The sequence below is a fragment of the Aeromonas veronii genome (assembly GCA_041319085.1).
Classification (GTDB): Bacteria; Pseudomonadota; Gammaproteobacteria; order Enterobacterales; family Aeromonadaceae; genus Aeromonas; species Aeromonas veronii_F.
The window spans coordinates 151,670-170,439 of the sequence record CP101033.1 but is presented as its reverse complement, the minus strand read 5'-3'; the positions used below and the strand labels follow the sequence as shown (position 1 = coordinate 170,439).

The following is an 18,770-nucleotide window of genomic DNA, read 5'->3' as shown; positions in this document are numbered from 1 at the left end:
ACTACTCAAACGCCTGATCGAGGTAGATGCAGAAGATGGACACATGTCCTCATGGATAGGCATCCGGGTCATGTCGACCCGCTGATCCGCCGCTGGCTCGGCCTGCGAGACCACTACTCAAACGCCTGACAACACACCCCAAAACAGGAGGAAAGCATCCATGAATTCCTGGCTACGCGGCCTGCTCTACACCTTCGCCTTCCTGCTGCTGTTTGTCTGGGTTGCCCTCGGCCTGTTCGATGCCGAGCGCGCCAAAGGCCCCATCGCCAGCTGGATCAGCCAGCAGACCGGCGTGCCGGTCACCATAGGGCGGCTGGTGTTCAATCCGCTTCACCCCTACACCCTGCTGGCGGAGCAGGTTCGCTACGGCGATGCGGTCTCACTCGACAAGATCTATCTGGAGATCGAGAGCATCGACTGGCTGAGCCGCGACGTGCGCATCGCCCACCTCGATCTGATCCGTCCCGCCATCAAGCTGCCGCTGCCCAACCAGCTGCCGAGCCTGCCGGTGCACTCCCTCACCATCAGCGACAGCACCATCGACCGGCTCAGCCTGGAGAGCCCCGAGCTGACCCTGCGTGGACTCAATGCCACCCTGAGCGACTGGGAGCTGATCGACCCGAAACGGCAGCCACAGGCCAACCTGAGCCTCAACATCGGCCAGCTGGAGACCCCGCAGTTCACCTTCGCCCGTCTCAACCTGCAAGGACGGTTGGAGGGGGAAATGCTGCGCACCGACAAACTGGTGACCAACCTGTTCGACGGCCTGCTGGAGACCGGCATGGTGCTGGACTGGCCCGCCCGCACCCTGCAACTGCACGATCTCAAGGCCCGCGGCATGCGGGTGGAGCTGGGTGATCTGACGCAGCAAGGCTTCCCGTTGCAAAGCGTGTCGCTGGATCGCGGCCAGCTGGACGGCGTCAGCCTCAACGACATCAATCAGGAGCTCTCCTTCAACAACTTCAGCGGCCAGCTCACCGCTTTCAACTGGCAGGCGGGCAGCCAGCCCACCGGCTATCTGAGCGGCACCCTGGGCGACATGGGCCGCGGCCTGTTCCAACTGGAGGAGATCAAGGGCAAGCTCGCCTTCTCGCCCCAACAGATCGACGGCGAACTGCAGGGCAAAGCCTATGAAGGGGAGTTCAATGTCGAACTCTCCCTCGATACCCAGCAGCAGAAGCTGACCCTGAAAGACCTGGCGCTGAGCGGCATGGATATCAGCCTGCCACAGGGTTGGTGGCAGGATTGGCAGAGCTGGCGCCCGCAGCAGGTGGATATCCGCAAGCTGGCGTTCGACAAGCTCAAGGTGCTCTCCTTCGACGATTCCATCCCTCTGTCGCTGACCGGCTGGCAGCTTTATCTGAGCGATCTTGCCCTGCGTGGCAATCAACCCGGCCCGCTGCTCGGCCGAGCCCGTATCGAGAGCAAGTGGTTCGAGCTGGTGTGGGATGGCCTCAGCGCCCGCAACGGTGAACTGGATGGGGAGCTGACCCCCAGCTCCTGGCAACTGGGCAAACTCACCAGCTCGCTGCCGGATGAGGGCACCCTCAGCCTGAGTGGCCAGTGGGGCCGCGAGCCGGGCCAGAGCAGCCGCCTGCAACTGCAGGCAACCAAGCTGGATCTGCAGCAGTGGGGCAAGATATTCCGCCCCTTGTCTCAATCTCCGGTCTCCTTCGCCGGCAAGGCGGACGTGAGCGCCGACCTGCAAGCCGACTTACACCTCGCACAAGGCAAGGCGGCGGGCGAGTGGCGCCAGACCCTGCAAGGCAGCTTTGCCCTCGATGCCGACGAGCCGTTCTGGGACAAGGTGAAGATAGATCCGCTGCTGGATCAGTGGTTCAAGCAGGCAACAGCGCCGACGCTCAATCCGGATCAGCTGTGGCAGGCGATGCAGGAGGGGGACACCCCCTTCTACCGCATCAAGCTGCAGGGCAAGATCGACAAGGGGCAACTGCAGATCGAGCAGGCTGGCGCCTCCACCATCACCCATCTGCTGGCGCTGCAAGGGGGGATCGATCTGGTCAACGAGCAGTGGCAGCTGGATCTGGGGGTGCTCAACGGCAACCGCTGCGCCGAGCTGCTCGGCCAGTGGCGCGGGCCGCTGACGGAGCCCACGCTGGCCTGGAGCTTCCCGCAAAAGCAGGACGCCTGCGGCTGGGAAGTGGGAGTACGCTATCCGCCGCAAGGCAACAGCGCCCCGCTCTGGCGACCGGCTCCCGCGCCGAAAGCCCAAAACCAAGCCCAAGAGCAGACTCAAGCCGGGCAGACAAGCGACAGCCAGCAAGGGTAAAAACAGACAAGGCCTCATGATGAGGCCTTGTTGTTTGATGGGGAAACAACGCGATTACTGGCCCGGACGGCGGGGCGGCTGCACCACGTAGTGGCCGCAGAACTCCGCCGCCAGCTTACCGCCGCTGAACAGCTGGATATTGAGGCTGAAGGTGGCAGGCTCGCCCCGTTTGAGCGGCTGCAGCACGGCGGGCATCCCCTCGCGGGCCACCCGCGCCTCCGGCTCCTCATCGACCGGGCCATGATATTTGATGGTGCTCTCGGCCAGCACCGGCTCACCCACCAGCCCCTCCTCTTTAAGTTGCAGCCAGATCAGCCCCCAGCCCGCCAGCACGCACTGGCTGTAGACACTGCCGGCAAACATGCTGCCGTGCACGTTGAAGTTGGCCGCCAGATTGGCCTTGAGATGGAAGGTCTGACCGTCGTAGTGGCTGATGTGCATCCCCATCTTCTCGCTGATGGGCACCCCGCGCGACCAGCGGGTGGTGAGATCCTGACACCACTCCGGGCGGTACTGGATGGTCTGCAACGGGCTCAGGGATTTGATCATCTGGCGATGGGGAATGCGACCAAAGGAGACGGGGCCGCCCCCCACTTCGAGAAAGCCGCACTTGCGATAGAACTCCACCGCCTCCTGACGAGCGTTCATCACCAGCCGTTTCACCTTCTCGCTGCGGGCCAGCTGCTCGAGATCCTCCACCATTTTGGCACCCAGCCCCTGGCCGCGATATTCGGGGCGCAGCGCCATAAAGCGGATCTGTGCCTCGTCACCGCCGATAAAGAGGCGGCCCACCGCGATGGGAGTGCCATCGGGTGCCAGCATCAGCCGGTGAATGGCAACGGTGTCGTATTCGTCCCGCTCGGAACCGACCGGCAAATTGAAGGGTTTACGCAGAAGTTCCCAGCGCAACTGGTAATAGGCTTCCAGCTCGGCGGCTGTCTGAGGGGTGACTACCCGATACATAAAGCGATCCTTGAGTTTGCGCCGACTGGCAGATGGAAGGGCTTACACAAACGTTTCCAGCGCAGCTTACAGTAAGTACCCGGCTCGGCTGCCGTCTGAGGGGGACTACCCGAGACATAGTTTCATCCTTGAGTTTGCGCCGACTGGCAGATGGAAGGGCTTACACAAACGTTTCCAGCGCAGCTTGCAGTAAGTACCCGGCTCGGCTGCCGTCTGAGGGGGACTACCCGAGACATAGTTTCATCCTTGAGTTTGCGCCGACTGGCAGATGGAAGGGCTTGCACAGACGTTTCCAGCGCAGCTTGCAGTAAGTACCCGGCTCGGCTGCCGTTTGGGGGTGACCACCCGAGACATAGTTTCATCCTTGAGTTTGCGCCGACGGGCAGATGGAAGGGCTTGCACAGACGTTTCCAGCGCAGCTTGCAGTAAGTACCCGGCTCGGCTGCCGTTTGGGGGGTGACCACCCGGTACATAGATCGATCCTTGAGTTACACTGGCCGGAAACCATCTTGCCGTGCAAATTCATGGACTTCAATCTGCAAGCGTACCAAGCCGATCACTTGTTGCACCTCAGCGTCAAACCCCAGCGCCGCCTCACGGTACAGGAAAATGACCAGCATCGCTGGCTGGAGATAGACGGCGTGGTGCAATCTGCCATGTCGCTCGCCGACCCCGCCGCCCTCTGCCTACCCCATCAGCGGGTCATCGCCTGCCTGCTGCCGGAACAGGCCGGGCAGATCCTCGAACTGGGGCTGGGTGGTGGCGATCTCACCCGTCATCTCTGCCAGCGCTGGCCCTCGGCCCGCCATGAATGCGTCGACCTCGACGAAGAGGTGCTGACCGTTTATCAGCAGTTTTTCCAGCATCAGGCGCACGATGGGCGTGTGGTTCCCGCACTCCATCAGGCCGATGCCCTCGCCTTTCTCGAACAGAGTGAACAGCAGTACGATCTCATCCTGCTCGATCTCTTCAGTCAGGATGGCAACCCGCTGCTGCTGTTTCAGGAGCGGCTCTACCGGGCGCTGGCTCCCCGCCTCTGCGGCACTCTGGTCATCAACCTGCTGCCGCGCACCGAACTGGAGCTAACCCACGCCCTGACACTGATAGAACAGTGGATTGGCCCCGCCACCCCTTATCCGGTCACAGGGTTCATCAATGTAATCGTCCACGTCAGGCCGCGGGACGAAACATCCTCAGACCTGTAGCCAGAAGGTCGTCGGCCCCTCGTTGACCAGCGCCACCTTCATGTCGGCGGCAAAACGGCCGGTTTCGGTCGGGATGCCGCTGGCTGAAGCCTTGGCCACGAAGTAGTCATAGAGCCGCTCGGCCTCGCTCGGGTGAGCGCCGCAGGAGAAGCTGGGACGCATCCCTCGCTTGGTGTCGGCCGCCAGCGTGAATTGGGAGACCACCAGCAGACTGCCGCCGATCTGGCTGACATTGAGGTTCATCTTACCCTCTTGATCCGGAAAGATGCGATAACCACTGACCCGATGCAGCAACTTGTCGGCCTTGGCCTCATCATCCCCCTGCTCTACCCCGAGCAGTACCAGCAGCCCCTGACCGATGGCGCCGGTCACCTCTCCCTCGACAGTCACGCTGGCCTCGGAGACCCGCTGAATCAATGCAATCACATCCCTCTCCTTTGAAAACAGAACGACCGCCCCCTCACAGGGGCGGTCGTCGATGCTACCAATAAACCGGTGGCCAAGGCGATGGCTTAGCCGAGCTCTTCGCTGGCCGGCTTCTCGTACTCACCCAGGCAGGCCGTGGTTTCCGCGCCAAGCAATACCACCAGCCAGCTGAGGTAAACCCAGACAAACAGGATTGGAATAGTCGCCAGCGCGCCATAGATAGCCTGATAGGAGGGGAAGTTGGTGATGTAGATGGCAAAGCCGCGCTTGGCCAGTTCGAACAGGGTGGCCGCCACCAGCGCGCCGATAAAGGCGTGGATCAACCGCACCTTGCAGTTGGGCACAACGGTATAGACCAGCAGGAAGGTGAGCACCGAGAACAGGAACGGCAAGCCGCGCAGCAGCAGATAGCCGATGCCGAACAGGCTCTCGGCGCCAAACAGCCGCAACGAGAAGATGTAGGAGGAGATGACGATGCTGGCCCCAATCAATACCGGCCCCAGGGTCAGGATCATCCAGTACATGGCAAACGCCTGCGCCAGCGGGCGGCTCTGGGTCGAGCGCCAGATGTAGTTGAGGTTCTTGTCGATGGCGGAGATCAGCATCAGCGCCACCACCACCAGCGCCCCGATCCCCACCGCCGTGGTGTTGGTGGCGTTGGCGACGAAGCCGTCGATGTACTCCTTGAGCATGTCGCCGGCTGTCGGCACGAAGTTGTGATAGACGAACTGCTCCATCTCCTGCTTGAGGCTCTGGAACACCGGGAACGCGGACATCATGCCAAACACCACGGCGATCATCGGCACCAGTGAAAGCAGGGTGACATAGGCCAAATAACCGGCGGTGACCGTCAATCTGTCCTGCTGGAAACGGCCCCAGACAAACTGGGCAAAGTGGCGACCATCATGGCGCAAAAATGAGAGGGCGTGGGCCAAACGGCCGCTGACAGGCTGCTGCATCTTGATTCTCGTAGGCGTTGTCATGCAGACATTGTGTCAGAGAGGAGCGCTGTTTGACCACCGTTGAACCGGGATGGCCGCCATATCCGCCCATTTTCCAAACAGGCTGCGCCTTGAGTTGTCACGGGAGGCCGCAACAAAAATGGCCCCGATAAAGGGGCCGTTTGCAACGCTGGATTACCGCATGTAGTCCGCTGGCAACTCGATGCGGGCAACGCAGGAGGCCACTAACAAGCCAGTCTTCAGCATGTCATGCCAACTACGAATACCCATTTAGTTATAGATATGGTTTCACCCCATCACCGGGATACCGGCCCTCGCTTCGGCCTGACGGGCGATGGCCTCGGTCATCCCCTGAAAAATGAATAGGTGGAACGGCAGCATGGCGAGCCAGTAGGCCAGCCCCCAGGCCCCCTGCGGGTGCCAGTGAGCGGTGACCCGGATGCGGGTCAGGCCAGACTCCTCCGGCAGGATGTTAAATTCCAGCCGCCCGACGCCTGGGGCCTTCATGTTGAACAAGAGATCGAGCCTGCGCCCCTCATCCACCCCGAGGATCTGCCAGGAGTCGAGCATATCCCCCTTCACGAAGCGATCGGGATTGCTGCGGCCCCGGGTGCGGGCCGGGCCGCCGATCAGGTGATCCATCCATTCGCGTACCACCCACAGCTCGTTCATGTAGAAGTAACGCTGCTCACCCCCCAGCTGCTGTAACACCTGCCACACCACCTCGGGCGAGGCGAGACAGATGGCCTCGCCGCTGGCGGTACGGTCGTAGAAACCATATTCGGGATGGCGCCAGCGCAGGCCGAGCGGCGTCTCCTGCCCCTGCTGTTCGGCCCCCAACTTCTGCTCCAGCGCCAGACTCTCCGCCAGTGCCTCGTCGAAGCTGAGCAGGGTCTGCGGCAGCAGGGCACGCAGCGGGCCATCGTCGGCCGGAATATCGTGCTTGAGCCCCCCCACCAGCGCCTTGGCCACCGGCTGCGGCACCGAGGTAACAAACTGCAGCCACCAGGCAGAGAGGCGCGGGCTCAGAAACGGGATGGGAATGATGGGGCAGCGCTTGCCGATATGAGCGGCAAACTTCTGCAACTGCTGCTGATAGCTGAGCAGCTCTGGGCCGACCGCATTGAAAATGCGGCCATCCACCTCGTCAGCTTCCACCAGCCCGCCCAGATAGTGAAGCAGGTTGGACAGCGCAATCGGCGGCGTGCGCGAGCGCACCCATTTCGGCGTCACCATCATCGGCAGGTTGAACACCAGATCCCGCATCACCTCGAACGCCGCCGAACTGGGCCCGATGATGATGCCGGCGCGCAGCTCCACCGTCGGCACGCCGGAGTCACGAAACAGCTCGCCACAGTGGCGGCGGGAGTTGAGATGGCGGCTGTTGCACTGCTCCGGCTGGATCGCCCCGAGATAGATGATGCGGCGCACCCCGGCGGCGCGGGCAGCTGCGGCAAAGTTCTTTACCCCCTGCTGCTCCAGCCGGTGAAAATCGGCCCCCGCCCCCATGGCATGTACCAGATAGAAGACGGTATCGATACCGGCCAGCGCAGGCAGCAGGGTGATGGGTTTGAGGCTGTCGGCGAGGCGAAACTCGACTCCCTCTGGCAGACGGCAGGGATGGCGCGCCCCGGCAATCACCCTGTAGCCGAGGGTTTGCAGGTGGGGCACCAGATTGGAGCCTATATAGCCTGCCGCCCCCATCACCAGACAGTTTCTCATCCTCTCTCCCCTTCCCTTATTGCCCCGGCCAGCGGGTTGATGTGCTGCAACCTGAATGACCATCATCCAGCCTCGCCGTTACTTTGCAACATGGAACTAACAATTCTGTCGGTTAGTCCGATTTGGTGTTAAGCCCCCATAGGCAGGCGGTCGATAACTGACCAGATGTATAACCCGAGGGCGAAGATATGCGCATCGATCACTACGACCTCCAGGGGGAGGTGCAATACCAGCAGCAACAGGCACAGGCCCGCAAGGTGCGCAGACTGGGGCCGGTCGCGCCGCAGGCCAATGGCGTGAGCGGAACGGCCGCCACACCACCATCCGGCGAGCAGCGAACCACCCTGATGCAAGCCAGCGCCCTGACGCTGCAAGCCAGCAGCCGGAGCAATACCCAGACTCCCCCGCAGACGACAGCCGCGCCAGCCAAAGCGGAGGGCACCAAAAATCAGGAGGAGAACGGCGTGCCCAACGACGGGCTCGATAACCACCAGCGGCTTATCAAGTTGATGATAGAAGCCATGCTGGGCCACGAGATCGAGCTGCCAGACCCCATCAAACCGGCCAGCGCAGAGGCGAGTGATTCACCGCAGGGCGATGGGACCACCCAGACCGCCGAGCCGGATCAACTGGTGGAAGTAACCGACACCCTGCTGCAACAGGAGCAGCTCAACGTGGTGGCGTCAGCCAGCGTAGCGACACAGGATGGTCAGACTATTCAGCTCGATCTCGGCTTTGTGCTCGACTGGCGTCAGCTGGAGGTGAACCAGCGGCGCACCACCCTCAATGCCCTGAAAGACCCGCTGGTGCTCAGTCTGGATGGCAAGATCGCCGATCTGACCGAGGCGCGGGTCACTTTCGATATCGATCAGGATGGCAAAGAGGATAACCTGCCCGGCCTGCGTGAAGGGAGCGGCTTCGTGGCGCTGGATCGCAATGGCAACGGCACCATAGACGATGGCGGCGAGCTGTTTGGCGCCCGTTCCGGCAATGGCTTCGGCGAGCTGGCCACTCTGGACGAGGATGGCAACGGGGTGCTGGACGAGGGGGATAGCCAGTTTTCAGCGCTGCAGTTCTGGCATCCGGAGCACGCCCCCATCGCTCTGGTGAAGCTGGGTATCGGCGCCATCCTGCTGCGCCCCCTCGACACCCCCTTCACCCATCTGGGGGAGAGCGGCACTCAGGGAGTGCTGCGCCAATCCGGCCTCTACCTCACCGAACAGGGTAAGGGGGGCTGGGTACAGCAGATCGATCTGCGGGTCTGAGCCCTAAAACGGAATCATCCCCCCGGTCGCTGACGATAACTGCCAGCAACCGGCTCCGGTGCCATCAACTCAGCTCGGTGGGATCGATATCCAGACTCCAGCGCACCTTTTTGGTCTCGGGCCACCCCTCCAGCTCCTTCACTGCCCAATCCAGCAACTGGGCCAGTGGCGCCCGGTTCGGCCCCTGCACCAGCAACTGCATGCGAAACTTGCCCGCCTTGCGCTCCATGAAGCCGCTGATGGGCCCCAGCACCTGAACATGGGGATAGCGGGCGCTGCGCAGGGTATCGGCGAGACGGGCGAGGAACAGCTGCACCTCGTCACGACCGTTGGCCTCGGCCCGAAACAGCCCCTGATAGCTGAAGGGCGGCAGCCCCAGCAGGCGGCGCTCTTTCAGCGCCGTGTCGGCGAAGTGGCCATAGCCGTTCTGGGTCAGATCCTGCAGCAGGGCGTGCTCAGGATGGTGGCTCTGCAACACCACCAGCCCCGGCTTGCTGGCGCGACCGGCGCGGCCCGCCACCTGGGTGTAGAGCTGGGCCAGCTTCTCGGCGGCGCGAAAATCGGCGCTGAACAGGGCACCATCCACATCCAGCAGGCCCACTAGCGTCACATCCGGGAAGTGGTGGCCCTTGGCCAGCATTTGGGTACCGATCAGGATCTTGTACTTGCCCGCCTTGATGTCGCCGAGGTGAGTCTCCAGCTCCCCCTTGCGGCGGGTGTTGTCCCGATCGATGCGCACCACCGGATATTGCGGGAAGACCGTGGTGAGCAACTGCTCCAGCTGCTCGGTGCCCACTCCCGATCCGATCAGTTCGTTACTGCCACACTCGGGGCAGTGGTGGGGCAGCGGGCGTACGCTGTCGCAGTGGTGGCAGTGCAGCCGTCGTCCAGCCTGATGCCAGGTGTACCAGGCATCACACCGCTCACAGGCGGCGCTCCAGCCACACTGGTGGCAGATAAGGGCCGGGGCATAGCCACGGCGGTTGAGAAACAGCATCACCTGATTGCCCGCAGCCAGATGCTCTGCCATCAGCTGCTCCAGCTGGGGCGAGAGCCCTGCCTGCAGCCGCACGCTCTTGATATCCAGGATCACCTGACGGGCGGTCTGGGCGTTACCGGCACGGCGAGTCAGGGTGAGATGGTGATACTTACCGGTGCGGGCGTTGTGCAGCGTCTCCAGCGACGGGGTAGCAGAGCCAAGCAGGATGGGGATACCGGCACGATGAGCCCGCATCACCGCCAGATCCCGCGCGTGGTAGCGAAAACCGTCCTGCTGCTTGAAAGAGCCGTCGTGCTCTTCGTCGATGATGATGATGCCGAGGTTGTGAAACGGGGTGAACACCGCGGAGCGGGTGCCGATCAGGATGGCGGCGCCGCCGTCGCGGCAGGCGAGCCAGGCGTCGAGCCGTTCCCGATCGTTCATGGCGGAGTTCATCGCTACCACCGGCACGTTGAAGCGGCGCCGGAAGCGGTTGATGGTCTGCGGGGTGAGACCGATCTCCGGCACCATCACCAGCGCCTGCTTGCCCGCCTTGAGCAAGGGCTCAAGGATGCTTAAATACACCTCGGTTTTGCCGGAACCTGTGATGCCGTCCAGCAGGAAGGCACCGAACTTGTCGCTCTGGCTGGTAACGGCAGAGACGGCCAGCGCCTGCTCGCCGTTGAGGCGCAGCCCCTCCCCCGGCTCAAAGCGGGCGGCCCAGTCGCCGTCATGGCTCGGCTCCAGCGAGCGTTTCTCCAGTAGCCCCTTCTTCTCCAGCGCGGTGAGTGCGGCGCTCTGGATCTCCTCCTGTTTGAGGGCGGAGGGGGTCTGCGGCCCCTTGCGCAGCAAGGCGAGCGCTTGCTGCTGCTTGGCCGCCCGCTTGAGCTCGTTAAGGTCGATGGCCATGCCCGCCTCGGTGGCAAACCAGAACTCCAGTTCACGATAAGCGGCAGGCTCCCCCTTGCGCACCAGCACCGGCAGGGCGTGGGGCAGCACTTCCCCCAGCGGATGCTGGTAGTAGCTGGCGCTCCAGTTCATCAGCGCCAGAATATCCGGCCCCAGCACCGGCGTCGCATCGAGTACGCGCTTGATGGGCTTGAGCTTGTTGCGGGGCACCTGGCTGTCAGCCGGATGATCCACCACCAGCCCGACCAGGGTCTGGGGACCGAAAGGGATCTCGACCCGGCAACCGGGGGCAGGTAACGGCAGGGGAGAGAGATAGTCGAAGTGACGGCGTAACGGTACCGGGACAGCGACACGAACCAGATCCAGCGTTTGGGAAGAATTCACCAGGGGTTGCCTATTTTTTCTGCGAAGCCACTTGCCTGATCTCAGGCATTTCCTATATTATTCGCAGCCTTTGAAACTGTGTTCAACAATCGTGTGGTGTCCGACAAGAGATCGGATGGCGACACGGCCTATTAATTGAGGTTGTCCATGAAAGCTGGTATCCATCCTGACTACGTAGCCATCACCGCCAAGTGCTCTTGCGGTAACGTCATCAACACTTTCTCTACCATCGGTAAAGATCTGAACCTGGACGTGTGCTCCGAGTGCCACCCGTTCTACACCGGCAAGCAGAAAGAAGTTTCTAGCGGCGGCCGCGTAGACAAGTTCAACAAGCGTTTCGGTGCGATGACCACCAAGAAGTAATTCTACTTCTGAAGAATTCTGAAAAAGGCGCCCATCGGGCGCCTTTTTTACGATCCCAGTTTTTCTTCCGTCACGTTCCCGCAGCCAGACACACTCGCCCCTACTGGCCAAACCCCTTGGAACGACGCAGATAGACATACCCCTCACCCGGGCTGCCCCAACGCGACCGTCCTTCGTTGTCATAAGCACGATCCAGCAGTCTGACACTATCAGGGCCAATCCAGATATGTTGCACCAGCGTCGTGGCACCACCAAAATCGGTGGAGCAGTGGCCCACCTGGGTGTGACCGGCATATTCGCCGGAGGGAGTACGGGTCAGCGAGATCTCGCAACCGTGGCGCAAGGAGAGCTGCTGCGGGGTCAGGCTGTCGAGCAGGGCGGGATCATGCCAGGCTCCGGCAAAATCGGTGGCCCGGGGCATGGTCAACTCTGCCATCAGGATCCGCCCGTCAGGGGCGGGTGAGAAGCGATAGATGCGCTGGCGGAAAGGACGGATGGCGCGCAGACTCAGGTACTGCTCTGCATAGACCCAGCGATAGCCCTGATAGCCGGGCCAAATCTCCATCAGGCGCAGCTCGGCACTGGTAAAGCGGCTGTCGTAACTGGCCTGCTCCCGGCTCGTAAAGGCCCCGTTGAACCAGCTGAGCAGCGGCTCCATGCCGGGCTTGAGTGGGGTAGCCTGGAGCGCCGACCCTGCCAACACCAGACAGGAACAGAGCAGCCCGAATACGGCCACCAGCGACTTTGCCATCGAATCCTTCCGAATCATCATAGTGGCGGCGATTATATGAGCGAATCCCCGCAATAACAGCCATTACGTTCAAATCATTGCCACTCTGATACAAAAACCTCGCAAGGATGTCAGTCCGGTCACTAAACCCGGTATTTCGCGACGGCCTGATTCAATAGCTGAGCCTGTTGATTGAGTCCGTCGCTGGACTTGGCATTTTCTTCCGCCATGGTGCTCGACTTTTGGGCAATATCGCGAATGTTGTTGACGTTGCGGTTGACCTCGTTGGCCACCAGACTCTGTTGCTCGATAGCTGTTGCGATCTGGGTACTCATATCCATGCTGTGGGTAACATCCTGGGTGATCTGCCCCAGCAACGCCCCTGCGGTACTGGCCTGATCCGAGCTGCGGTTGCCCTGCTCGCGACAGGTCGCCATCACCTCGACGATACTGCCGGTCTGTTTCTGCAGCGAACTGATGATGCCGGCGATCTCCTGAGTCGATTTCTGGGTGCGAATCGCCAGATTGCGCACCTCATAGGCCACCAACGTCTGGTTCCGCTGATGAAAGTCGGTCAGCACCTGATACGAAGGTCATCTCCTTGCTGCTCATAAAGTCCTTCTCGGCCCGCCGCAGGTTGAGCATGGCGATCTCCAGCTGATCGATATTGCGTTGAGCTTCACTCAGATGACGTTGCATCTGACTGGAGTAGATAAACAGGCCGCTCAGTACCAGCATGGCAACGGCAACCAGCACGGTATTCAGGATCAACTTATGACGGACAAGCGCGGTGAACCTCTCACAAAGTGGGGGGGGAACTGCATTGAGCTTATGCAGAAATGCGGCGGCAGGTGATCTGTGCAAGGAATATTCATTGAAATGCCCCACCCACTCCTTATACTGATTGCACCTGTTTCCAGCCGTGGATTTGACACTATGGAATACAATACTTCTGAACTGTGCGACATCTATCAGGACATGGTGGATGTGCTTGAACCCATGCTCTGCTCCTTCGGCGGCCGTGCCTCTTTCGGCGGCGTCATCACCACCGTCAAATGCTTCGAATCGAATGGCCTGATCCGTGAACTCGTCAAAGAGAACGGACTGGGACGCGTCTTGCTGATCGATGGCGGTGGCTCCATGCGCCGAGCTCTGATCGACAGCGACATCGCCACCACGGCGGCCGAGAACGATTGGGAAGGGATTGTCTGCTACGGCTGCGTCCGCGAAGTCGATATTCTGGAAGATCTGGATATCGGCATTCAGGCACTGGCAGCCATTCCGGTCGGTGCCGACAGCAAGGATGTAGGGGAGACTGATCTGCCGGTCAACTTCGGTGGCGTGACCTTCCTGCCTGACGACCACCTTTACGCCGATACCACAGGGGTGATCCTCTCACCCGAGGCACTCGATATCGAGTAAGCCACAGACAGAGTGACGACGGGAGCCTTGGCTCCCGTTTTTTATGTCTGTAACTTGCTGAAAAATGACAAAAAAAGAGGGCCAGATAAACTGGCCCTTAACTGGAAGCAATGTGAGCAATGTCGTGCCTTCACAAGAAGTCCATCACGTTGGAACGAATGAAGTCTTTCCCGGAAAACAAGTTAACAATAATCATTCTCATTTAACTAGGCAAGCACTATTTGCAGAAAGTGCAAAAAAATTGACCACCGCGAAGGGTGGCCAATCTCGTCAGGCTTGCCGGGTGGCCGTTTGCAGGCTGGATAATCCGGCCTCGCCCACCAGCTTGCGGCTGAGGTAGCGCAACAAGACACCGTAGAGCGGCACGAACAAACCAAGGCTTATCAGCAACTTGAATACGTAATCGACGGTTGCGATCTCGACCCAGTGCTCGGCCATGAAAGGATCTGTGGTGCGCCAGAAGGCCACACTGAAGAAAGCGATGGTATCGACCAGATTACCGAACAGGGTGGAGGCCGCTGGTGCAACCCACCACTGCTTGAGCAGACGCAGGCGGTTGAACACCACCACATCCATGAACTGCCCTACCAGATAGGCCATAAAGCTGGCCAGCGCGATACGCGCCACGATCAGGTTGAATTCGGCCAGATGACCAACCCCCTGGAAGCTCCCTTCGAAGAAGAGCACGGAGAGCGCATAGGAGACCGCCAGCGCAGGCAGCATCACGGTCTGGATAATCTTGCGTGCCAGACCGGCACCGAAGATCCGCACCGTCAGGTCAGTGGCCAGGAAGATAAACGGGAAGCTGAACGCACCCCAGGTGGTATGGAAGCCAAACACGGTGATCGGCAGCTGCACCAGATAGTTGCTGCTGGCAATGATCAGGATGTGGAACAACGACAGGCGAACGAGCGCCGTTTGGTACTGCGCAGGGGTCAGATTCATCTTGTGACCTTTTTGGTTAATGGGGTTAGGGAACCCATATCGCCACCATTGGCGATAATTGAGGGGCGAGATTATACGCCCCCAAACCGATAGTTCAATCTTTATGCGATTAGGCTCACCCAAGTTGGCCAGCGGCAGAGCTGGCCTGGCAGGCGATAATCACGCCTTGTGCTGTCTGGCGAGCCAGAGCAGCGCCTCCCGATCCGCCGGGCGCACCGCCTCCAGCCAGCAGCCGCTGTAGTGTTCGTACTCCAGCCGAAACTGGCTCCCTTCAAACTCCAACAACCAGCTATGGCGGTCGGCCCCCGCATCCTGCTCGAGCGGCTGCAGCTCCCACTCTCGCAGCAAAGCCTGCGCCAACAGCGGAAACCTGTCCCAGTCGAGCGCCGGACAATCCAGCGTCACCACGCCAGCTTCGCTATCTATCTGTTTGATTTGCCAACTCATGCCCTGTCCCTCAGCTGCTGCAGGAGAGCTCACCACCGCAATACCATGTAGCGGCCGGAGTGGCGAGATCCTCATATTCGGGTTGTTCATCATAGGGGCGCAGCAAGGCGGTGAACAGCCGCTCGAACGGCTGCATATTCCCTGCGTCGGCGGCGTCGATCACCTGCTGGGCCAGCGCATTGCGCAGCACATACTTGGGATTGATGGCATCCATCTGCGCCTTGCGCACGGCATCCTCGCTTCCTTCGCGCATCAGCCGCCCCCGATAGCGTTCCAGCCATTCCTGCCAAACACCTGGTTCAGGCAGCAGGGCCAGCAGAGACGCGGGCCAGGCGCCATCTCGCGTCACCTCGCCGAGCCGACGCAGGAACAGGTGGTAATCCACCTTGTGGACCGCCAGCAGCCGGAACAGCTCGCGGAATAGTGCCGGGTCATCCTCCTCCCACACCGCCAGCCCGAGTTTGGCCCGCATCAGTTCGGAGTAGTGCAGCATCAGCTGCTGTTCATACTGGGCCAACGCCGCGGCCAGCGCATCACCATCCACATGCCCCGCCAGCGCCTGCGCCAGCTTTTGCAGATTCCAGTAACCGACCGCAGGCTGCTGATCCAGCGCGTAGCGGCCCGCCGGATCCGAGTGGTTGCAGACAAAATCGGGCACGTAGGCATCGATAAAGCCGAATGGCCCGTAATCCAGCGTCAGGCCGAGCAGCGACATGTTGTCGGAATTCATCACCCCGTGACAGAAGCCCGCCGCCTGCCATTTGGCAATCAACCGCGCGGTGCGGCGCACGACCTCGGCAAACAGTTCGGCGCCACTCTCCAGCTCGGGGAAGTGGTGGCGCAGCAGATAGTCGATGAGTGGCGGGATCTTCTCTCCCTGCCCGCTCCAGGCGAAATACTCGATATGACCGAAGCGCAGATGGCTGGGGGCGGTGCGCAGCACGGTCGCTCCCGTCTCCACCTGCTCGCGATAAACGGGCTCCTGGCTGCCCACCAGCACCAGCGCCCGCGTGGTCGGGATGCCGAGGGCATGGAGCGCCTCGGAGGCGAGATATTCGCGGATGCTGGAGCGCAGCACGGCGCGACCGTCACCAAAACGGGAGAACGGGGTTTTACCTGCTCCCTTCAGGTGCAGATCCCAGCGCTGACCATCCGGCGCCTGCTGCTCACCCAGCAACAACGCGCGACCATCACCAAGCCGGGGGCTATAACCCCCAAACTGATGGCCGGCATAGACCTGAGCTACCGGCTGCATACCGGGCAGCACTTTTCCCTCGCCACAACAGGCGATCCAGTCAGCCTCGCTGACCCCTCCCAGCCCCAACTCATCCAGCAAAGCCCGGTTGAGATGAAGCAACCGGGGCTGCTGCAGCGGCTGAGGGGCTACGGGTTCACAGGCCCAGGGTAGCTCGGTCGCAAAAGTGTTGATCAACTTCATGGTTGTGCCATTCGTCCCTGCGTATGCTCGTGTCACTCTTTATACTGCCGTCAGCCATGCTTGTGCTCACTGGCAACCATCATTTTTCAATTCAAGGAGAAGAAGATGCAAAAATGGGTATATGCCCTGCCCTTGCTGGCACTGGCGTGGGGTCATCAGGCCAAGGCTGCCGATATAGAAGCCGGCAAAGCCAAGGCAGCGGTCTGTGCCGCCTGTCACGGCGTGGAAGGCAAGGCGATGATCCCCAACTATCCCCATCTGGCGGGTCAGAATGCCGCCTATCTGGTGAAACAGTTGAAAGCGTTCAAGGATGGCACCCGCAAAGAACCCCTGATGGTTCCCTTTATGGCGCCGCTGACCGATGCGGATATCGACAATCTGGCAGCCTATTACGCCAGCCTCAAGTAATCTGCTGCACCCGACTGTCGGGCGCCTCCCAGTTGGCGAAGCATCCATTCGGCCGTGCTTCGCCAAGCTTTCTTACCGACGGCAGTAGTCGATGATCAGGTCCATAAAAGCTTCGCCGAAGCGCTCCAGCTTGCGGTGACCGACACCGTTGATAGCCAGCATCTCGTCTTCGGTCATCGGCATCAGCTGAGCCATCTCCACCAGGGTCGCGTCGTTGAACACCACGTAAGGCGGCACCTCTTCGTCCTCGGCAATCTGCTTGCGCAGGCCACGCAGCTCCTTGAACAGACGCTTGTCGTAGTTGGCGTTGTCGAGCAGGCCGTTACGCTTCTCCTTGCGGCTGGAGATGGGCTGCAGGCGGGGCACCGCCAGCTCCAGCTTCACCTCGCCACGCAGCACGGGGCGGGCCGCTTCGGTCAGCTGCAGCACCAGATTGCGAGTGATGTTCTGGGTCAGCAGCCCCTTGTGGATCAGCTGGCGGATCACGCTCATCCAGTATTCGTGGCTCTGATCCTTACCGATGCCATAGGTCGAGAGCTTGTCGTGGCCGTGATCCTTGATGCGCTGGTTGAGCGAGCCGCGCAGCACCTCCACCACATAACCCACCCCGAAGGCCTGCCCCACCCGCCAGACGCAGGAGAGCGCCTTCTGGGCATCTTCCGTGCCGTCATAGCTCTTGGGCGGATCGAGACAGATATCGCAGTTGCTGCACGGCTTGTCGTTGTACTCGCCGAAGTAGTTGAGCAGCACCTGACGGCGGCAGGTCTGCGCCTCGGCAAAGGCCGCCATTACGTTGAGCTTGTACTGCTCCACCTGCAACTGCTGGGGATTCTCGATGTTGTCGAGCAGGCGGCGCACCCGGCCGATGTCGGCAGGATCGTAAAGCAGCAGCGCCTCGGCGGGGGTGCCATCGCGCCCGGCACGGCCGGTCTCCTGATAGTAGGATTCGATGTTCTTCGGAATGTCGTAGTGCACCACGAAACGCACGTTGGGCTTGTCGATGCCCATACCGAACGCCACCGTCGCCACCACGATCTCGATGTCATCCTTGAGGAAAGCATCCTGGGTCTGCTGGCGCTGCTCGAGCGGCAGCCCGGCATGATAGGGCGCCGCCTTGCAGCCGTGGCGAGATAGCCGCTCGGCCACCTCCTCCACCCGGTTGCGACTGGAGCAGTAGACGATGCCGCAGTTGCCCTTCTGGCTCTGCACGTAACGCAACAGCTGTTCGGCCGCCTTGAACTTCTCCACCAGGCTGTAGCGGATATTGGGGCGATCGAAGCTGGCGGTGTGGATAAAGGGATCGTGGAGTTCCAACCGATGCAGCATGTCGCTGCGGGTCGCCTCGTCGGCGGTCGCGGTGAGCGCCACCACCGGCACCTGCGGAAACCACTGTTTTAGCCGCCCCAGCGCCGCATACTCCGGTCGGAAGTCATGGCCCCACTGGGAGACGCAGTGCGCCTCGTCGATGGCGAACAGCCCGAGCGGCAGCTCGGCCAGCCGATCCATAAACTCGTGCTGCAGCAAGCGTTCCGGCGATACATAGACCAACTTGATCTCGCCACGACGCATGGCGGCGAAGTTCTGGATCATCTCCTCCCGACTGAGGGCCGAGTTGATATAGACCGCCGCCACGCCGTTGGCGCGCAGGCTGTCGACCTGATCCTTCATCAGCGAAATAAGGGGAGAGACCACCACACCGAGCCCGGGCCGCAGCAGTGCCGGGATCTGGTAACAGAGCGACTTGCCGCCACCGGTGGGCTTGAGCACCAGCGCATCGCGCCCCGCGACGATCTGCTCGATGATCTCGAGCTGACCCGGCCGAAACTGCTGATAGCCGAAGACCGCCTGCAGCAGGGCAAGCGGACTCTCTGGCTGAGGATCTGGCAGGGTTTCGGCAATCGCGGTCATGGGC

The 18,770-nt window shown here is 61.2% G+C and carries 17 protein-coding genes and 1 pseudogene; 6 read left to right on the top strand and 12 right to left on the bottom strand.

The window, feature by feature from the left end; all coding sequences use genetic code 11:
- The first annotated feature begins 160 nt into the window (after nt 1-160).
- Nucleotides 161-2,290 (top strand): membrane assembly protein AsmA, encoded by a 2,130-nt coding sequence (locus NMD14_00775; protein ID XEI33062.1) that lies wholly within the window; start codon nt 161-163, stop codon nt 2,288-2,290.
- Between the two features lie 54 nt (nt 2,291-2,344).
- Here NMD14_00775 and NMD14_00770 read toward each other — a convergent pair whose 3' ends face one another.
- Nucleotides 2,345-3,253, bottom strand: a complete 909-nt coding sequence (locus tag NMD14_00770; protein ID XEI33061.1) for a bifunctional GNAT family N-acetyltransferase/hotdog fold thioesterase — start codon at nt 3,251-3,253, stop codon at nt 2,345-2,347.
- Nucleotides 3,254-3,777: 524 nt separating this feature from the next.
- On the opposite strand from NMD14_00770, the gene NMD14_00765 reads away from it, so the two are divergent.
- Nucleotides 3,778-4,458, top strand: a complete 681-nt coding sequence (locus NMD14_00765; GenBank protein ID XEI34685.1) for a methyltransferase domain-containing protein — start codon at nt 3,778-3,780, stop codon at nt 4,456-4,458.
- On the opposite strand, the gene dtd is transcribed toward NMD14_00765, so the two are convergent.
- The 3 genes from dtd to NMD14_00750 all read right to left on the bottom strand — a co-directional run bounded on the left by dtd (nt 4,447) and on the right by NMD14_00750 (nt 7,568).
- Entirely contained in the window at nt 4,447-4,884 is a 438-nt protein-coding gene (dtd, locus tag NMD14_00760; protein ID XEI33060.1) for a D-aminoacyl-tRNA deacylase, read from the bottom strand. The two genes, NMD14_00765 and dtd, sit on opposite strands and share 12 nt — an antisense overlap.
- A gap of 86 nt (nt 4,885-4,970) precedes the next feature.
- Nucleotides 4,971-5,843 (bottom strand): virulence factor BrkB family protein, encoded by an 873-nt coding sequence (locus NMD14_00755; protein XEI33059.1) that lies wholly within the window; start codon nt 5,841-5,843, stop codon nt 4,971-4,973.
- Nucleotides 5,844-6,134: 291 nt separating this feature from the next.
- On the bottom strand, nt 6,135-7,568 hold the full coding sequence (locus NMD14_00750) for an SDR family oxidoreductase (protein XEI33058.1): 1,434 nt from the start codon (nt 7,566-7,568) through the stop codon (nt 6,135-6,137).
- 188 nt (nt 7,569-7,756) lie between these two features.
- Between NMD14_00750 and NMD14_00745 the strand changes: the two genes are divergently transcribed.
- Nucleotides 7,757-8,833, top strand: a complete 1,077-nt coding sequence (locus NMD14_00745; GenBank protein XEI33057.1) for a hypothetical protein — start codon at nt 7,757-7,759, stop codon at nt 8,831-8,833.
- 64 nt (nt 8,834-8,897) lie between these two features.
- On the opposite strand, the gene priA is transcribed toward NMD14_00745, so the two are convergent.
- Nucleotides 8,898-11,105, bottom strand: a complete 2,208-nt coding sequence (priA, locus tag NMD14_00740; protein XEI33056.1) for a primosomal protein N' — start codon at nt 11,103-11,105, stop codon at nt 8,898-8,900.
- A gap of 147 nt (nt 11,106-11,252) precedes the next feature.
- Between priA and rpmE the strand changes: the two genes are divergently transcribed.
- Nucleotides 11,253-11,468, top strand: coding sequence for a 50S ribosomal protein L31 (rpmE, locus tag NMD14_00735; protein XEI33055.1), 216 nt, complete (start codon nt 11,253-11,255; stop codon nt 11,466-11,468).
- 100 nt (nt 11,469-11,568) lie between these two features.
- On the opposite strand, the gene NMD14_00730 is transcribed toward rpmE, so the two are convergent.
- The 3 genes and pseudogenes from NMD14_00730 to NMD14_00720 all read right to left on the bottom strand — a co-directional run bounded on the left by NMD14_00730 (nt 11,569) and on the right by NMD14_00720 (nt 12,969).
- Nucleotides 11,569-12,219, bottom strand: a complete 651-nt coding sequence (locus NMD14_00730; GenBank protein XEI33054.1) for a chromophore lyase CpcT/CpeT — start codon at nt 12,217-12,219, stop codon at nt 11,569-11,571.
- Between the two features lie 122 nt (nt 12,220-12,341).
- A pseudogene (locus tag NMD14_00725) lies at nt 12,342-12,746 on the bottom strand (methyl-accepting chemotaxis protein).
- Nucleotides 12,733-12,969 carry a hypothetical protein gene (locus tag NMD14_00720; protein ID XEI33053.1) on the bottom strand — a complete coding sequence of 79 codons (237 nt, stop codon included), beginning with the start codon at nt 12,967-12,969 and terminating at the stop codon, nt 12,733-12,735. The pseudogene NMD14_00725 and the gene NMD14_00720 overlap by 14 nt, the downstream one beginning before the upstream one ends.
- Nucleotides 12,970-13,134: 165 nt before the next feature.
- Between NMD14_00720 and rraA the strand changes: the two genes are divergently transcribed.
- A complete protein-coding gene (gene rraA, locus NMD14_00715) occupies nt 13,135-13,620 on the top strand; it encodes a ribonuclease E activity regulator RraA (protein ID XEI33052.1) in 486 nt (161 codons plus the stop codon).
- A gap of 270 nt (nt 13,621-13,890) precedes the next feature.
- Here rraA and NMD14_00710 read toward each other — a convergent pair whose 3' ends face one another.
- The 3 genes from NMD14_00710 to NMD14_00700 form a co-directional block, all read right to left on the bottom strand.
- On the bottom strand, nt 13,891-14,565 hold the full coding sequence (locus NMD14_00710; GenBank protein ID XEI33051.1) for a 7-cyano-7-deazaguanine/7-aminomethyl-7-deazaguanine transporter: 675 nt from the start codon (nt 14,563-14,565) through the stop codon (nt 13,891-13,893).
- A gap of 159 nt (nt 14,566-14,724) precedes the next feature.
- Entirely contained in the window at nt 14,725-15,012 is a 288-nt protein-coding gene (locus tag NMD14_00705) for a DUF3630 family protein (protein ID XEI33050.1), read from the bottom strand.
- 10 nt (nt 15,013-15,022) lie between these two features.
- The gene (locus tag NMD14_00700) at nt 15,023-16,450 is read right to left on the bottom strand and encodes a YdiU family protein (GenBank protein ID XEI33049.1); all 1,428 of its coding nucleotides are present in this window, start codon (nt 16,448-16,450) and stop codon (nt 15,023-15,025) included.
- Between the two features lie 105 nt (nt 16,451-16,555).
- Here NMD14_00700 and NMD14_00695 point away from each other — a divergent pair, with 105 nt between their 5' ends.
- On the top strand, nt 16,556-16,858 hold the full coding sequence (locus NMD14_00695) for a cytochrome c (protein XEI33048.1): 303 nt from the start codon (nt 16,556-16,558) through the stop codon (nt 16,856-16,858).
- Between the two features lie 72 nt (nt 16,859-16,930).
- On the opposite strand, the gene recQ is transcribed toward NMD14_00695, so the two are convergent.
- Nucleotides 16,931-18,766 carry an ATP-dependent DNA helicase RecQ gene (gene recQ, locus NMD14_00690; protein ID XEI33047.1) on the bottom strand — a complete coding sequence of 612 codons (1,836 nt, stop codon included), beginning with the start codon at nt 18,764-18,766 and terminating at the stop codon, nt 16,931-16,933.
- Between the last annotated feature and the right edge of the window lie 4 nt (nt 18,767-18,770).

What these genes read in the sequence shown, in the direction of transcription:
- NMD14_00775 (XEI33062.1), top strand. Translation starts at nt 161, where the DNA reads ATGAATTCCTGGCTACGCGGCCTGCTCTACACCTTCGCCTTCCTGCTG.
- NMD14_00770 (XEI33061.1), bottom strand. Translation starts at nt 3,253, where the DNA reads ATGTATCGGGTAGTCACCCCTCAGACAGCCGCCGAGCTGGAAGCCTAT.
- NMD14_00765 (XEI34685.1), top strand. Translation starts at nt 3,778, where the DNA reads ATGGACTTCAATCTGCAAGCGTACCAAGCCGATCACTTGTTGCACCTC.
- NMD14_00755 (XEI33059.1), bottom strand. Translation starts at nt 5,843, where the DNA reads ATGCAGCAGCCTGTCAGCGGCCGTTTGGCCCACGCCCTCTCATTTTTG.
- NMD14_00750 (XEI33058.1), bottom strand. Translation starts at nt 7,568, where the DNA reads ATGAGAAACTGTCTGGTGATGGGGGCGGCAGGCTATATAGGCTCCAAT.
- NMD14_00745 (XEI33057.1), top strand. Translation starts at nt 7,757, where the DNA reads ATGCGCATCGATCACTACGACCTCCAGGGGGAGGTGCAATACCAGCAG.
- rpmE (XEI33055.1), top strand. Translation starts at nt 11,253, where the DNA reads ATGAAAGCTGGTATCCATCCTGACTACGTAGCCATCACCGCCAAGTGC.
- NMD14_00730 (XEI33054.1), bottom strand. Translation starts at nt 12,219, where the DNA reads ATGGCAAAGTCGCTGGTGGCCGTATTCGGGCTGCTCTGTTCCTGTCTG.
- rraA (XEI33052.1), top strand. Translation starts at nt 13,135, where the DNA reads ATGGAATACAATACTTCTGAACTGTGCGACATCTATCAGGACATGGTG.
- NMD14_00710 (XEI33051.1), bottom strand. Translation starts at nt 14,565, where the DNA reads ATGAATCTGACCCCTGCGCAGTACCAAACGGCGCTCGTTCGCCTGTCG.
- NMD14_00705 (XEI33050.1), bottom strand. Translation starts at nt 15,012, where the DNA reads ATGAGTTGGCAAATCAAACAGATAGATAGCGAAGCTGGCGTGGTGACG.
- NMD14_00700 (XEI33049.1), bottom strand. Translation starts at nt 16,450, where the DNA reads ATGAAGTTGATCAACACTTTTGCGACCGAGCTACCCTGGGCCTGTGAA.
- NMD14_00695 (XEI33048.1), top strand. Translation starts at nt 16,556, where the DNA reads ATGCAAAAATGGGTATATGCCCTGCCCTTGCTGGCACTGGCGTGGGGT.
- recQ (XEI33047.1), bottom strand. Translation starts at nt 18,766, where the DNA reads ATGACCGCGATTGCCGAAACCCTGCCAGATCCTCAGCCAGAGAGTCCG.